This window comes from Paraliomyxa miuraensis, assembly GCF_026337845.1.
Classification (GTDB): Bacteria; Myxococcota_A; Polyangia; order Nannocystales; family Nannocystaceae; genus Paraliomyxa; species Paraliomyxa miuraensis.
Genome location: NZ_JAOVZF010000126.1, coordinates 1 through 15,193, shown reverse-complemented (window position 1 = coordinate 15,193; position 15,193 = coordinate 1). Strand labels below are relative to the sequence as shown.

General features: G+C 69.5%; 12 protein-coding genes. 9 read left to right on the top strand and 3 right to left on the bottom strand.

Annotation, left to right across the window (positions count from 1 at the left end; genetic code table 11):
• Positions 1–14 precede the first annotated feature (14 nt).
• A complete protein-coding gene (locus OEB96_RS02400; RefSeq protein WP_266213775.1) occupies positions 15–1,682 on the bottom strand; it encodes a GH3 auxin-responsive promoter family protein in 1,668 nt (555 codons plus the stop codon).
• 333 nt (positions 1,683–2,015) lie between these two features.
• Between OEB96_RS02400 and OEB96_RS02395 the strand changes: the two genes are divergently transcribed.
• Complete coding sequence (locus tag OEB96_RS02395; protein ID WP_266213774.1) at positions 2,016–4,175, top strand: response regulator; 2,160 nt, start codon at positions 2,016–2,018, stop codon at positions 4,173–4,175.
• Positions 4,176–4,220: 45 nt separating this feature from the next.
• Positions 4,221–7,193 (top strand): serine/threonine-protein kinase, encoded by a 2,973-nt coding sequence (locus tag OEB96_RS02390; protein ID WP_266213773.1) that lies wholly within the window; start codon positions 4,221–4,223, stop codon positions 7,191–7,193.
• 19 nt (positions 7,194–7,212) lie between these two features.
• On the opposite strand, the gene hflX is transcribed toward OEB96_RS02390, so the two are convergent.
• Entirely contained in the window at positions 7,213–8,679 is a 1,467-nt protein-coding gene (gene hflX, locus OEB96_RS02385; protein WP_266213772.1) for a GTPase HflX, read from the bottom strand.
• Positions 8,680–8,913: 234 nt separating this feature from the next.
• Between hflX and OEB96_RS02380 the strand changes: the two genes are divergently transcribed.
• The 4 genes from OEB96_RS02380 to OEB96_RS02365 all read left to right on the top strand — a co-directional run bounded on the left by OEB96_RS02380 (position 8,914) and on the right by OEB96_RS02365 (position 12,612).
• Positions 8,914–9,285, top strand: coding sequence for a PilZ domain-containing protein (locus OEB96_RS02380; RefSeq protein WP_266213771.1), 372 nt, complete (start codon positions 8,914–8,916; stop codon positions 9,283–9,285).
• A 119-nt stretch (positions 9,286–9,404) separates the two neighbouring features.
• The gene (locus OEB96_RS02375) at positions 9,405–10,133 is read left to right on the top strand and encodes a nitroreductase family protein (protein WP_266213770.1); all 729 of its coding nucleotides are present in this window, start codon (positions 9,405–9,407) and stop codon (positions 10,131–10,133) included.
• Between the two features lie 57 nt (positions 10,134–10,190).
• The gene (locus OEB96_RS02370) at positions 10,191–12,194 is read left to right on the top strand and encodes a hypothetical protein (protein WP_266213769.1); all 2,004 of its coding nucleotides are present in this window, start codon (positions 10,191–10,193) and stop codon (positions 12,192–12,194) included.
• A gap of 19 nt (positions 12,195–12,213) precedes the next feature.
• Positions 12,214–12,612: a hypothetical protein gene (locus OEB96_RS02365; RefSeq protein ID WP_266213768.1), complete on the top strand. Its 399-nt coding sequence runs from the start codon at positions 12,214–12,216 to the stop codon at positions 12,610–12,612.
• Between the two features lie 27 nt (positions 12,613–12,639).
• On the opposite strand, the gene OEB96_RS02360 is transcribed toward OEB96_RS02365, so the two are convergent.
• Positions 12,640–12,777 (bottom strand): hypothetical protein, encoded by a 138-nt coding sequence (locus OEB96_RS02360; protein WP_266213767.1) that lies wholly within the window; start codon positions 12,775–12,777, stop codon positions 12,640–12,642.
• Positions 12,778–12,896: 119 nt separating this feature from the next.
• On the opposite strand from OEB96_RS02360, the gene OEB96_RS02355 reads away from it, so the two are divergent.
• The 3 genes from OEB96_RS02355 to OEB96_RS02345 all read left to right on the top strand — a co-directional run bounded on the left by OEB96_RS02355 (position 12,897) and on the right by OEB96_RS02345 (position 15,122).
• Entirely contained in the window at positions 12,897–13,805 is a 909-nt protein-coding gene (locus OEB96_RS02355) for a hypothetical protein (RefSeq protein ID WP_266213766.1), read from the top strand.
• Between the two features lie 74 nt (positions 13,806–13,879).
• A complete protein-coding gene (locus tag OEB96_RS02350) occupies positions 13,880–14,392 on the top strand; it encodes a hypothetical protein (RefSeq protein ID WP_266213765.1) in 513 nt (170 codons plus the stop codon).
• 157 nt (positions 14,393–14,549) lie between these two features.
• Positions 14,550–15,122, top strand: a complete 573-nt coding sequence (locus OEB96_RS02345) for an RNA polymerase sigma factor (protein ID WP_266213764.1) — start codon at positions 14,550–14,552, stop codon at positions 15,120–15,122.
• Positions 15,123–15,193 lie beyond the last annotated feature (71 nt).

Below are 15,193 nucleotides of genomic sequence, written 5' to 3'. Positions count from 1 at the left end.
GCACTGGCCCTCGCTCACTCGGTCTGGGCCAGCACGAGCTGCTCGAGCACCCCGAGCAGCTCGGGGTCGTCGACCACCCGCGGCGTCTTGAGCTGGTTTTGCGATGCGCCCGGGCTACGGTCCAGCCGCCACTGTGCGAGCCGGTCGAACGCCCCGGGCTGCATCAGCTTCACCCGGGGCATGCCGATCTGGCGCTCGCTCCTGGTCTGGAACGCGTGGGCGTGGCAGTGCTCGACGAGCGCGGCGTCGAGGTGCGCGCTGGCCTGGTCGATGGACGAACCCTCGGCGCCCACCATCTCCACGTAGAACACGTGCCGCGGCGGGGTCGACTCGGTGTCCCGGGCGGTCGTGTAGTCCATGAGCCGCGCGCCCGGTCCCCCGAAGCGGCAAACGAAGCCCTCGACGGCATCCCTGGTGTGCCGGGGCGTGAGCCGCTCGCCCACCAGGTCGAGGAGCTCGCCCCGCCGGTGACAGAACGAGATCACCGGCAGCTCCTCGACGAAGTCGACGACCCGCACCACGTCGGTCATCCGATAGCGGTAGAGACCTGCATGATTGGTGAGCACGACCTCGTATTCGTCGCCGCGGTGCAGGCCGTCGAGGCCCACGGTGGTCGGCGAGGGGTCGTCCACCTGGGCCACGGGAATGAACTCGAACGCCGCCATCCCCGCCGCGAGTGCATAGCGCTCGGGCTCGTCGGGCCACAGGTTCAGCCCGATGATCCCCTCGCTGGCGATGTAGATGATGGTGAAGATCGGCAGCGCGTCGCCGATGTAGTGGCGAAGGTTGGGCACGTAGGCCCCGAAGCTCCCGGTGATGACGGCGGCCACGTAGCGAAGGTGGGGCCACGCCCGCGGCACGAAGCCCGAGAAGCCGTGGGCGACCGCCCGGCGCAGCTCCTCGGCCCGCACGGGGTCGGCCCGCAGCCGCGGCTCGATGCGGGCCCGCTCGTCGGAGGTGAGCCGCAGCGAAGGGTCGAGGGTGCCGTGCTCGATGTCTCGCACGAGGGTCTCGAAGCGATCCTCGATCATCCGAAGCCAGCTCACGACGGTGGGGCAGAACGCGGTTTGGATGAACTTGGCCTCCAGCTCGCGCAGGCCGAACAGCGCGTGCAGGTACCCGTTGGCCCCGCGGTCTCCGACCACCAGCGCTTCGAATGGCGTGGTCCACAAGAGCGGCATGATCCGTCGCATCTTGACGATGCCGCCGGCCGACGCGGAGCCCATGGGGATCCCACCCCTGGTGCGCAGGCCGGAGTCGGCGCCGGAGATCAGCATGATCCCCCGATGTGGATCGCCCCCGCCGGGGATCCGCCGGCCGGCCACGGCGGGAATGAGGCCCCCATAGCAGCGGACCTGCAGCGCCTGCAGGCGGGGGGTGATGGGGACGAGCTTGGGCTGGCCCGAAGTGCCCGACGACATCGCAAACAGGCTCGGCGCCTCGGCGCACAGCACTCCTCGCTCTCCTTCGGCCATGCGCTCCACGTAGGGGGCGAGGTCGGCGTAGGCGTGCAGCGGCACGGCGCGGCGGTAGGCGGCGGCGTCCTCGCGCAGGTCCAGGCTCCCAAAGCCATGGGCCCGGCCGAACTCGGTGTCGCGGTTGGCGGCGACGATCTCTTGCAGGGTCCGTAGATCCAGTGACCGCGCTCGCCTGGCGCTCGCCTCGAAGCGGTCGAGCAGCACGCGGCCCCGGAGCCTGCCGACCGCATGGAACGCCCGCTGGACCATCGGGATGCGTGGCCGGCGGGTGCTCGAGGGCGACGTCGATCGTGACAAATCGGGACTCCCCGACTCGGATTCTACGGGAGTCGCCAGGCCCGCCACAACGACGGTGGCCGAAGGGGCAATTGCCAGTGGTTCCAAAATTGGACGGGTGCCGCATCACGTTTCGAGCTTGCGGCGCCCCCATCGAGCGCGGATGATCCCCCTGTTTGGTCGTGGGGCTCGAGGACTGGTTCGATGAATGGACGGACCCCATCGACAGTGACCCAGTGGCTGACGCGCCCCTCCCCCGCGGTGACCGAGTCCGCAGCGCGTAGCCGGGCCTCGCTGCTGGCCGCGATCTCGTTGTTCGTGGGGGTGATCGGTGCCGCGGGCTCGACCGTGGCCAGCGAGATCTTCCGCTCTCGCCTGATGCTGATGACGGTGGTGGTGGCGATGAGCTATGGGCTCAGCCGCACGACCCACCATCGCGCCGGCGCCCTGCTCCTGGTGCTCTCCACGAGCGCGATGACGCTGAGCTCGAACTTCTACATCGAGCTCGGGGGCCCAAACCCCACCGGAAACCTGCTGCAGGCCAATGTCTGGCTGCTGATCCCGATCTGCTTCGCGAGCATCTTCTTCTCGCGACGCGAGATGGTGCTCCTCAGCGGCGGGTTGCTCGTCGGCGTGTTCGTGCTGACCCGGATCTCGTTCCCCGACCAGGCGAGGGCCTCGTTCATCATGATGTTGGTGCTGGTCTCGATCTCGGGGTTCATGTTCATCGGGGCCGCGCTGCGCCAGCGCGAGCTCGACCTGGTGCGGGAGCAATCGCGGCTGCTCGACGAGGCCCGCCTGCAGGCCGAGGCGGCCACGCGGGCCAAGAGCGAGTTCCTCGCCAACATGAGCCACGAGATCCGCACCCCCATGAACGGGGTGATCGGCATGATGAACCTGCTCGGCCACACGCCGCTCTCCGACGAGCAGAGCGACTACGTGCGCGTCGCCACCTCCTCGGGCCAGGCCCTGCTGGAGCTCATCACCGACATCCTCGATCTCTCCAAGGTCGAGGCGGGCCAGCTCGAGCTCGAGTCGATCTCGTTCGCGCTGCGCTCCACCCTGCAGGACGTGACCGAGCAGGCCGCGGCCCAGGCCCGCTCCCGCGGGCACGCGCTCGAGCTCGTGCTCCACGTGCCCCCGTCCGTTCCCGGCCGAGTGATCGGTGACCCCGGCCGCATCCGCCAGATCGTGGCCAACTTCCTGTCCAACGCGGTCAAGTTCACCGAGCGCGGTCACATCGTGCTGGCGGTCGAGGGCGAGCGTCGGGCGACGGGCGAGGTCGCGCTGCGCATCGGCGTGACCGACACGGGCATCGGCATCCCCGCCGACCAGCTCTCGGCGGTGTTCGAGAAGTTTCGCCAGGTCGATGCTTCGTCCACCCGGATCCATGGCGGCGTGGGCCTGGGACTGGCGATCTCCCGCAGCCTCGCGCGGCTCATGGGCGGCGAGGTGGGGCTGCGCAGCGAGGTGGGGGTCGGCTCCACGTTCTGGCTGGGGCTGACGCTGCCGGTCGATCCCACCCCGGAGCCAGCGCCCGCCCGGGCCGTGCTCGCCGGGACGCGCGTGCTGATCGTCGACGATCTGGCGATCAACCGGACGCTCCTCTCCGAGCTGATGGAGCACGCGGGGATGCGGCCGTCGGCGTGTGGCTCGGGCGACGAGGCGCTCGCGATCCTGGAGCGCGCCGTCGAGCGCGGCTCGCCGTTCGATCTCGTCGTGCTCGACCATCGGATGCCCGGTATGGGCGGGCTCGAGCTGGCCAGGGCGATCGGCGAGCGGCCCTCGTTGGCCGGAGCCGCGATCGTGCTGTCGACGTCGGTGACCGACCCCGTCGGGGATGCCAGGCTGCGAGCGCTCGGCATCGCGGGGGCCTGCACCAAGCCGATCAATGGGTCCGCGCTCGTGGAGCTCCTGGCCACCGTCATGGCCAAGCGTCTGGTGGTCAGGGAGGAGGCCGCACCGGTCGTCCGGCGCACGAGCCCATCGGGGTCGATCCAGGTCCAGTTCGCGGCCAGGATCCTGCTGGTGGAGGACAACGTGATCAATCAGAAGGTCGCCATGACGATGCTGCGCAAGCTCGGCTGCGAGGTCGACCTGGCCACCAACGGCCAGGAAGCCCTCGAGCGCATCGAGCGGTCGTCGTACGACCTGGTGCTCATGGACGTGCAGATGCCGGTGCTCGACGGCCTGGCCACCACTCGGGCCCTGCGCGAGCGCGAGCGCGGCGGTCCCCGGCACCTGCCCGTGGTTGCCATGACCGCGCACACGATGTCCGGAGATCGCGAGCGCTGCCTCGATGCGGGCATGGACGATCACGTCGGCAAGCCCGTGCACCTGCTGGCCCTCGAGCAGGTGCTGGCTCGGCGCGTTCCCTCGCGCACGGGCCGAGGCCGGGGACGAATGGCCGCGGTGGAGTGAGGTCGGCTCGGGGCTCTTGGTGGGGTACCCTAGCAGTTCCCAGCGATGAGCACGCGCGCAGAGGAGCCGTCCGCGAGCGGCAAGCGTGACCCGGGCGAGCGCCCGGGGGTCACGATCGGCCGCTACGTGATCGTCTCTCGGCTGGGCGAGGGGGCGATGGGCATGGTCTACCTCGCCTACGACCCGCAGCTCGACCGTCGCGTGGCGCTCAAGGTGCTGCGCCGTCGCACGCGCTCGTCCCGAGCCTCGCGCGAGCGCCAGCAGCGACTGCGTCGCGAGGCGCAGGCGATGGCGCAGCTCAATCACGCCAACGTGATCACGGTGCACGACGTGGGCGTGGCCGACGGGCGCGTGTTCCTGGCCATGGACTACGTGGAGGGGCAGACCCTGCGGGACTGGCTCGATGCCAGGCGTCGCCCGTGGCGGCAGGCGCTGCGCACCCTGATCGAGGCGGGGCGGGGCCTCGCGGCCGCCCACGACGCCGGGGTGGTCCACCGCGACTTCAAGCCCGAGAACGTGCTGGTGGGCAACGATGGCTCGGTCAAGGTCATGGACTTCGGTCTGGCGCGACCGCGTGCGGGCAACGAGCGCTCCTCGGGGGTGGCCGACACGGGCGAGCCCGCGGGCGACGGTCCGGCCGAGCGAGCTCCCACCGCGGCTGCACCCAGCGTGCCGGGCTTGCCGGGACAGGGCGTGCAGCCGAGCGAGGTCGAGACCGAGGTGGGCGATGCCGACGAGGATCCCGGTCGCGACTGGTGGAAGGGTGAGTCGGGGCTCATCTCCATCGAGCGATCGGGGGTCCAGCTCACGCGCTCGGGCGACGTGCTGGGCACGCCCAGCTACATGGCCCCCGAGCTGTTCGAGGGCGGCGAGGCCAACGCGAGCACCGATCAGTTCGCGTTCTGCGTGGCGCTCTACGAGGCGCTCCACGGCGTGCGTCCGTTCGCGGGCGAGACCATGGCGGCGCTGGCGTTCAACACCAGCCGGGGCAGCATCACGCCGCCGCCGCGGGGGCATCGCGTACCGGCGTGGCTGGGCCGCCTGGTTCGCCGTGGGCTGTCGACCCAGCCCGAGCGCCGCTACCCGTCGATGCAGGCGCTGCTCGATGCGCTGGTGCGGGGGGCCAGCCGCGCCCGCCTGCGCCGTGCCGGGGCGATCGCAGCGGGACTGGTGGTGCTGGGCGGCGGGCTCTCGTATGCGATCGTGCCGCGCAGCGCTCCGTGCCGCGGCGGCGAGGAACACCTTCGGCCGGTGTGGAACGAGGAGCGCGCGGCCGCGATCGCGGCTGCGTTCGAGGCCACCGGAGTCACCTATGCCGACGAGGCGCTGGCGCGGGCCCGGCAGCGCCTCGACGACTACGCCAGCTCGTGGGTGGGGGTGTACACCGAGGTCTGCGAGGCCACGGCGGTCCACGGCCGTCAGAGCCCCGAGGAGCTCGACCGTAGGATCGCGTGCCTCGACGAGCGCCTGGCCGAGCTCGATGCGCTCTTGCAGGTGCTCGGCGAGGCGGACCAGCGCGTGACCGAGCGGGCGGCCCAGGCGGCCAGCGAGCTGCGAGCGCCCGAGACCTGCGCGGCCGAGTCGCTGCGCGATCCCGAGGGGAACGGCAGCCCCGAGGAGGAGAAGCTGCGCGCGAGCATGCGGCGCGCCGAGGCGCTCGACCATGCGGGTCGCTACGACGACGCGGCCGCGCTCGCTCGCGAGGTCGCGGCCGAGGCCGAGCTGCGGGGCGAGCCGGCGATGCGCGCCGAGTCGCTGGTGCAGCTGGGCCTGGCCGAGGACAGCGCGGGCAACTACGTGGCCGCGGCCGAGCACCTCCGAAAGGCCTACTTCGTGGCCAACGAGCATGGTCTCGATCGCGTGGCGGCCGAGGCGGCGGTGGGGCTCATCGGCACCGAGGGCATCCGCCTCGCGCGTGGCGACGATGGGCTGTCGTGGGGTCGCCATGCCGAGGCCGCACTCGACCGCCTGGGGCCCGACGATCCGCTGCGCGGGCAGTTCGAGGCGGCCCTGGGCGGGCTGGCCATGCAGCGCCTCGAGCTGGTCGACGCGCGCAAGCACTACGAGAAGGCGCTGGCGATCGAGCGCGCGGCGCTGGGCGACGACCACGAGCGCGTGGCCATGCTGCTCACCTACCTCGGGGTGGTGCTCGAGCAGCAGGGCCGGTCCGAGGATGCGGTGGCGAGCTTCGAGCAGGCCATCGAGATCCACCGCCGGGTGCTGGGGCCCGAGCATCCCCAGCTGACCGTGCTGCACAACAACTACGCGGTGGTCCTGTTCGGGCGTCAGGACTGGGCGGGCGCGCAGGCGCAGCTCGAGCAGGCGCTGGCGATCCAGCGCAAGGTGCAGGGCGATCACCCCGGGACCGCGCTGTTCATCGGCAACCTCGGCAGTGCGCTGATCCTCCAGGGCAAGATCGAGGAGGGCCGGGCGCTGATGGAAGAGGCGCTGGCGATGAACGAGAAGCTGCTGGGGCCCGAGCACCCGGACGTGGCGCTGTCGCTGGCCAACCTGGCCGAGGTGGTGGCCACGGCCGGAGACCTGGGGGGCGCGCGGCGTCTCAACGAGCGGGCGCTGTCCATCATGGAGAAGCTCGGCGGCCCCGACAACGAGCGCGTCGCCCAGATCTCGCACAACCTGGGGATGCTCGACCTTCACGAGGGCATGGCGCAGCGTGGGCACGATCGCTGCCAGCGGGCGGTGGAGATCCTCGAGCAGGCCGGCGGCCCCAATCAGCCGAGCCTCCCCGAGCCGCTGATGTGCGTGGGCTGGGCGCAGCTCGAGCTACAGCAGACGTGGGCCGCGCTCACCACCCTCGAGCGGGCGATGAAGATCAACGCCGAGGGGCAGAAGGACTACGGGGCGCTGGTGCGGTTGTTGCTGGCGCGAGCGCTGGTGGCCACGGGGGGCGATGCCCAGCGAGCGGCCGCGCTGCGAGGAGAGGCTCGCAAGCGCTACAAGCGGTCGATCTACGCGCCGCCCGAGCGGGTGGCGGGGTGGCTGCGCGAGCCGGGGTGAGGGCGCTGGCGTGATCGGCTCAGCGATCGGCGCGAGGGTTGGCTCGACGGCCCGCTCGACCGCCGTCCCGATCGGACCGACCACCGAGCCGATGCCGTAGCCGGCTCAGCATTCCCCTGGGCGCGCGCACGCGGAGGTGCGTGCCTTCCTCGGTGTGGCGCTCTTCGAGCACGGTGGTGCCCTCGTACACGTGGCGGACGAGCCCGTGGTCGGCGTAGGGCACGAACAGCTCGGCCAGCTCCAGCTCGCCGTCGAAGAACGACACGATCAGCTCGCGAACGCGCAGCACGTCGTCGGGGTCGTGGGCCGAGATCTGGATCGCATCGGGGAATTCCACGGCCAGCGCCTGCTGCTGCGCCTCGTCGATGCGGTCGCGCTTGTTGAGCACCAGGCGCGAGGCCACCTGCCCGGCGCCGATCTCCTGCAGCACCTGCCCCGTCACGGCGAGCTGATCGCGAAAGGTGGGATCGGAGGCATCGACCACGTAGAGCAGCAGCGAGGCCTCGAGCGCCTCGTCGAGCGTGGAGCGGAACGAGGCCACCAGCTCGTGGGGCAGCTTCTTGATGAAGCCGACGGTGTCGCTGACGAGGATCCGCGGGTCGGTCTCGGGTCGCAGCGCGCGAACGGTGGTGTCGAGGGTGGCGAACAGCTTGTCGGCCACGTACACGCCGCTGCCGGTGAGCGCCCGCATCAGCGAGCTCTTGCCCGCGTTGGTGTAGCCCACCAGCGCCACGCGTCGCTGACCGCTGCGCCCGGCCCGGCGCGTGGCCTGCTCGCGCTCGATCGCCGACAGCTCGCGGCGCAGCTCGGCGATGCGGTCGCGGATCTTGCGGCGATCGAGCTCCAGCGCCGACTCGCCCGCCCCCTTGCCTCCCACGCCGCCACGCTGGCGATCCCTGCCCGCGCCGGCCTCGCGCAGCCGCGGGGCCACGTAGCTCAGCCGGGCGATCTCCACCTGCAGGCGAGCCTCGCGGCTGCGGGCGTGGCGGTGGAAGATCTCCACGATCACGTGGGTGCGGTCGAGCACCTCGGCCCCGGTGGCGCGCTCGAGATTGCGTTGCATGCGAGGCGACAGCTCGTGATCGACCACGACCACCCGCGCCCGCTCGCTGGCCTCGAGCGTCAGGGGCAGGACGGGCTGGTCGTCGTCGTCGAGAACGTCGTCGTCGAGCTCGAGATCGTCGCCATCGCGGGTTCGCAGGCGCTCGCGTCGCTCGAGCGCGCGCTCGCGGCTGGGGATGACGGCGTCCACGTTGCCATCGCCGCCGGTCCACGCCGCCAGCTCGCGCAGCTTGCCCCCGCCCAGCACGGTGGACGGAGACAGACGCTCGCGCGTCTGGGCGACCGTGCCCACCACCCGAAGTCCCAGTGTGGTGACCAGCCGCGACAGCTCGGCGAGATCGGCGGCATGCTGTTCCTCGGTCACACCGGGCAGGCGCACGGCGACCAGGACGGCGGGCGGGCGCTCTTGGGCGGGGTCGGTCATGCGGGCGCGGGAGAGTAGCTCGCGGGAAGGGGACGAGCACGCCGGCAGGACTTCGACCAGGACCTCCCCGGACCTGCCCCGGACATGCCAAGACCTATCGGGCACCGACGACGGGACTTTGATTTCGTGGCGAACGCGTTGCGCCGGGTGCGAAATCATGGTGAGCTGAGCTGCACCTCCTGCACGAATCCCATGTCTTCGGGTGAGGACCAGCCCGACCATCGATCGAAGGCCGTGGCTTCGCCGGATGCGAGTCGCGGGCCCGGCGAAGCCGTGGACGAGCGTCGTCGCTTCCCTCGCATTCGGCTCGCGCTGACGGTGAAGCTGCGCTTTCCCTCGACCGAGGCGGCGCTCGAGAGCAGCACGGTCGACATCAGCGAGGGCGGGGTGTTCATCCGCATGCGTCAGCCGCGTGACGAGGGAACGGCGATTCGCCTGCGGCTCGAGGTGGGGGAACGACAGCTGGAGATCGGCGGCGTGGTGGTGCGATGCGTGCGGCCGGGAGAGGGCGGGCCACCGGGCATCGGGGTGCTGTTCACCGACATCGCCCCCGAGGACGCCGAATTCGTCAAGGGCCTGGTGCGCGCGCGCCTCGACCCGCGCTGAAGATCGATCCATCAACCAGCCTCGAACGGTCCATGCGGCTTTCGTCGACGCTCGACCAGCCTCGAATTGAGACCGCCCCCGCTTTTCGAGCCCGCTGCGATTGCGGTACCCCACCGAAGGTGGCCAAGGACTCTCGCTTTCCGTTCGTGCCATATCGTCCCGCTCGCATCGCGCCCGACGAGGCGCTCGGGCGAGGCCGAGCGTTCTTGCAGCACATGGACGCGCGCCGCAGCGTGCGGCAGTTCAGCGACGAGCCGGTGCCGCGCGAGGCGATCGAGCTGGCGATCCGCACCGCCTCGACCGCGCCCTCGGGCGCGCACCGACAGCCATGGCGCTTCGTGGTGGTGGACGACCCCGAGCTCAAGCATCGCATCCGCATGGCGGCCGAGCAGGAGGAACGCCAGAGCTACGAGGGAGGCCGCATGTCCGACGAGTGGCTGGAGGCGCTCGCGCCCCTGGGCACCGACTGGCACAAGCCCTACCTCGAGACGGTGCCCTACCTGGTGGTGGTGTTCGAGGAGGTCCACGGCCACCACCCCGATGGCCGCCCGCGCAAGAACTTCTACGTGCGCGAGAGCGTGGGCCTGGCGTGCGGACTGTTCGTGGCCGCCCTGCACACGATGGGCCTCTGTACGCTCACCCACACGCCGAGCCCCATGGGGTTCTTGCGGGAGATCCTGGGCAGACCCAAGCACGAGCGGCCGTACATCCTGTTTCCGGTGGGCTACGCGGCGGCGGATGCCGAGGTGCCCGAGCTGAAGCGAAAGTCGCTCGACGAGGTCATGCTGTGGAATCCCCGGGCGGGCGAGAGCGAGACGGGCGAGAGCGAGACGGGCGATCACACGTGACACCATCTCGAGCGTCTCTGGTACGCTTCATGCCCTCGCCCTGCGAGCGACACGCTCATGGACTTTCAAGCTCTGAAGATCGCCGTGGCCAAGCAGTTCGAGCGGATGCAGCGGCACGCGCTGCTGCGCGCCAGCGTCGACAAGGACGCGCTGTGGACCACCTACCTCGACGCCTTTCCGCCCGGCACCAACGAGGTCTTCCGCGAGCGTCGCGAGTACGACTGCAGCTGCTGCCGTCGCTTCGTGCGCGCGGTCGGTGATGTCGTCGCGATCATCGACGGCAAGCTCGAGACGATCTGGGATGTCTCCGCCCCGGGCTACGAGCCCGTCACCGATGCCCTCGCCGCCTTCGTCCGCGCCGCGCCCATCGACGACATCTTCCTGCACGACGAGCGCACGGCGGGTGTGGAAAAGAACTTCGAGGAAATGAGCGAGCGGGTCCACACCTGGCACCATTTCTTCGTCAACATTCACAGCAAGCACGTCAAGCCCAAGAAGGAGATCCCGGCCGCGCTGGCCGAGCCTCGCGACCGTCGCAACGTGTTGGTTCGAGGCCTGCGCGAGCTCACCGACGACGCCGTCGAGACGGTCCTCGAGCTGATCGCCCAAAACTCGCTCTACCGCGGCCAGGAGCACGAGTTCGCCGTCACGGCCTTCGCCAAGCTCAAGGCCCAGTTCGCGGGGCTCTCGGCACGAGAGCAGGAGCTGTTCGGCTGGACCAGCGACGTGCCTGCATCGGTCGCCAAGATCCGCAACTCGGCGATCGGCACCCTGCTGATCGATCTGTCCGAGGGCCGCGATCTCAACAGCGCCGTCGCTCGCTTCGAGGCCCTGGTCGCGCCGGCCAACTACAAGCGCCCCACGGCGCTGATCAGCAAGGCGATGATCGAGCAGGCCCAGGCCAAGCTCACCGAGCTCGGCCTGGGATCGGCCCTGCAGCGGCGCTACGCGACCCTCGAGGACATCACGATCAACAACATCCTGTTCGCCGACCGGGCGGCCCGGCAGGTGATCAACGGCGACGTCTTCGACGATCTGATCGCAGCCACGGCCTCCACGCCCAAGGGCCTCGACAAGATCGAGGAGGTCTCGATCGAGCGCTTCCTCGCCGACATCCTACCGCGCGCGCAGAGCCTCGAGCTGCTGCTCGAGAACCGGCACGCGTCCAAGCTCGTCAGCCTGATCGCGCCGATCGACCCGACGGCCGGCCGGCTGTTCAAGTGGGACAACAACTTCAGCTGGTCCTACGCCGGCGAGTTCGCCGACTCGATCCGCGAGCGCGTGAAGAAGGCCGGCGGCAACATCACGGGCGATCTGTGCTGCCGGCTGTCGTGGTCGAATTTCGACGACCTCGACCTGCACATGCACGAGCCGGGCGGCGGGCACATCTACTTTGGCAGCAAGCACTCCAACGCCACCAACGGGCGGCTCGACGTGGACATGAACGCCGGCAGGGGGACGACGCGCGAGCCCGTCGAGAACATCTTCTATGGCGATCGTCGCAAGATGCGGGAGGGGACCTACACCCTCTCGGTCAACCAGTACGCCGCGCGCGAGAGCACCGACATCGGCTTCGAGGTCGAGATCGACTGCCTCGGCACGCTGCATTGCTTCGCCTACGCCAAGCCCATGCGCCAGGGCGAGACGGTCGAGGTTGCCAAGCTCGACTACCGGCACGAGAGCGGCTTCCATCTGCGCGAGTCCCTGCCCAAGTCCTCCGCCTCGCGCGAGCTGTGGGGCCTGCCCTCCGAGAGCTTCCACCGGGTCACGACGGTCATGATGTCGCCCAACCACTGGGACGAGCAGGGGGTCGGCAATCGCCACTATTTCTTCATGCTCGACGGCTGCAAGAACGACGGCAGCGCGCGCGGCTTCTTCAACGAATTCCTCAAGTCCGAGCTCGATGCGCACCGCAAGGTGTTCGAGGTCGTCGGGTCGAAGATGAAGGTCCCCGAGGCCGACAGCCAGCTCAGCGGGCTCGGCTTCTCTTCGACCCAGAAGAACACCCTCGTCTGCCGGGTCAAGGGCAGCTTCACGCGGACGATCAAGGTCGTCTTTTGAGATCGAGAGAGGAGCCAATATGTCCAACATCTTCGAACAAGCCTCGCGTCTGCGGATCCGCTTCGAGTCCGCCAAGGGCCTGCTGACCGTGGAAGACCTGTGGGTCCTGCCGCTGACCAGCGACAAGGGCAAGGTCAACCTCGACGACATCGCCCGCGGCCTCAACAAGCAGATCCAGGCCGCCAACGAGACCTCCTTCGTGGAGCCGACCACCGGGCCCAACGAGAACCTCGCGGTGGCGTTCGAGGTCGTCAAGCATGTGATCAAGGTGCTGATCACGGAGCGCGAGGCCGCCGTGCTCGCGGCCCAGCGCGAGGAGAAGAAGAAGCTGATCCTCGCGGCGCTCGCGGATGCAGAGAACAAGGAGCTGACCTCGGGGTCGATCGAAGAGCTGCGCGCGAAGCTTGCGGCGCTCTGATCGGGCCTTGGAAGCCCCGCGCCGTCCCTAGCAATCGTCGTCGTTGGCCACGGTGGTCCAGCTCTCGGGCGGCGTCGGGGGCAGGACGATGCCCGAGCCGACGCAGTTGACACTGCTGATGCACAGCGAGGGGTTGTGGGTGACGGCGAAGAATCCACCGAGCACGAGCAGCCGACCGAGGCCATCGATAGGTTGCCCAAAGCAATCCAATTCGACAGGTCCATATTGCCAGGGGTCGCTGACGTGTCAGCCCGAGACACGTGGGCAGTGTTCGATCTGCAACGATGGTCGCGTGGATCCTCGGCGGACTCGGCGGTTGTGTGGTCGAGGAGCCGGAGCAGGAGCACGGCGAAGAGCCCATGAGATCAGGGGCCCAGCGGCTTGGCTCGGTGGCTCGTGGGCCCGAGCAGACGAGCCAGGGCTGTGACGGAACGCCGCTTCCAAGCTGCGACGGGCCATTCACGGGGGCGGCGTGCGATCTGCCGTGCTCGCTCGGTCCTCCTGATCTCGAGGCGCTCGAGTGCGACGTGGACCGCTACTGCCACTCCGATGGCAGCACATACGGCCTCGCCGCTCGCAACGCCGTGCTCTACCCGGCCTCACCCGACGAGCCCGATGAAGCCGTGCAAGCCAACCTCGAGGCATGGATCGTCGAGCATCCCGCCGACCTCGGCTTGGAGGCGGGGCTGACGGCGGATGACCTCGACTTGCACAGGATGAACGACTTTCGATCGTCGGCGGGGGCGCTGACGATCTTCCGCTTCGGACAGACCTACCGCGGGATTCCGGTGCTGGCGCCGGATGGGATCGTGACGCTGGTCCATGGGCCCCAGGGGGCGATCTCCATCACCGGCGCGATCATCGATCGCCGGACGTCTTGCGACGGCACCGACTGGCTGTACGCGAGCTGCGACGACCTCCCGGAGTATTCGGGCGGGGCGCTGACCTGCGATCAGAACACTTGTGCGCTCGACTATGCTCAGTGCACGACGCCCGGCCTGGACACTACCGAAGGCACCGTCGACCCCGACGACTCGGCGATCTCGATGGCACCCCCTGCCGAGACCGAGACCACCGGAGCCGCGGGGGTGGATCCGAGCGCCTGCGACTGTCGAGCCGCGGCTTCGGGCCGCTGGCTCGTTCTCTTTCCGTTGTTCGTGCTCGGCGTGAGGCGCCGAAGGAGACGTGCATGATGCGCGCTCGCATGTTGTTCGTATCGCTGGCCGTGGTCTCGTCGGTCGGCTGCAATTGCTCCAATCGAGAGATCGTGGCGCTCGACTCCGACACATCCTCGGGGGTTCCGGAGGACATGACCGCCGTTTCCTCCGGCTCCGGCGACGAGAGTATCGGCGAGCCGTTCGACGCCTCGCGCTGGATCGGCCGCTATCACTTCGAGAACACGTTCCTGCCCTTCGGTGAGCGCGGCGATCCGGGCGGTGATTACTCGCTGGTCAACTTCGAGATCCTGCCCGACTCACGGGCCTCGTTGCTCTATGATGACTGCAACTTCGAACTACCCATCGTGATTGCCTATGAGTGGCTCCCTTCCGACGATGGTTGGCTGAACCTGCATCCAGGGCAGGGCGAGACGTCACTGCGGTTTCTCGGCAGGACCGACGTCGAGACACTCCGAGTGCAGCTGATCGAGCCATGCCGCGAGCTGGAATTCGAAGCGGATGGGAGAGGCCTTTCGTTTTCCGTCGTGCGCCCCGGCGAGTCGTGCTGGGTCGACCGCTGCACGACGCCGCACACCATGCAGGTCGACTACTGCGGCGAGTAGTTCGACCCCTGGACACCGGTGGGCCGGGCGGTTGGAGACGAACTGGAGACGGCCGGCGGCCGCTCCGGGGGCCCTCGCACGCGCAACGACGGCCCCCGGCGAAGGCCGAGAGCACGGGGGCGGCCTCGCCAACAACAGGGCCCCGACGGTTGGTGCGGTGGTGATTCGCGTGGACACCGACCTACGACTACTGGAGGCGTGGCGGGCGGGAGACAACGAGGCCGGCTCGAGGCTGCTCCGCCGGCACTTTCGCGCGCTGTTTCGGTTCTTTCGCAGCAAGGTCAGCCACGGAGTCGAGGATCTGGTGCAGCAGACGATGCTCGCGTGCACCGACGGGGTGCACCGCTTTCGCGGGGAGGCCAGCTTCAAGACCGACCTCCTGGCCATCGCGCGGACGCAGCTGCTCATGCACCTGCGCAAGCACGCCCGCAAGGACAAGCCGGTGGTCGAGCTGGAGACCTCGGTGGCCGACGTGCTGGGCTCGCCGTCGCTGGTGGTGGCCGGGAAGGACGAGCAGCGGCTGGTGCTGCACGCGCTACGGCACATCCCGGTGGACCTGCAGATCGCGGTGGAGCTCCACTATTGGGAAGAGATGCGGGTGGAGGACATCGCGGTGATGGTCGGGATCCCGCCGGGGACGGTCAAGAGCCGCCTGCATCGCGCGCGCGCAGGTTGGTGCGCGAGCAGATCGAGCACGCGGCGGAAGTGCCCGAGGCCCGTAAGCCCGTGACGGACTACCTCCGCCAAGGCGCCGGGCCCCTGGGGTATCCTCTCCGGCTGCTCCGCCCCGGCCCTACCCGG

What these genes read in the sequence shown, in the direction of transcription:
- OEB96_RS02390 (WP_266213773.1), top strand. Translation starts at nt 4,221, where the DNA reads ATGAGCACGCGCGCAGAGGAGCCGTCCGCGAGCGGCAAGCGTGACCCG.
- OEB96_RS02370 (WP_266213769.1), top strand. Translation starts at nt 10,191, where the DNA reads ATGGACTTTCAAGCTCTGAAGATCGCCGTGGCCAAGCAGTTCGAGCGG.
- OEB96_RS02365 (WP_266213768.1), top strand. Translation starts at nt 12,214, where the DNA reads ATGTCCAACATCTTCGAACAAGCCTCGCGTCTGCGGATCCGCTTCGAG.
- OEB96_RS02355 (WP_266213766.1), top strand. Translation starts at nt 12,897, where the DNA reads ATGGTCGCGTGGATCCTCGGCGGACTCGGCGGTTGTGTGGTCGAGGAG.
- hflX (WP_266213772.1), bottom strand. Translation starts at nt 8,679, where the DNA reads ATGACCGACCCCGCCCAAGAGCGCCCGCCCGCCGTCCTGGTCGCCGTG.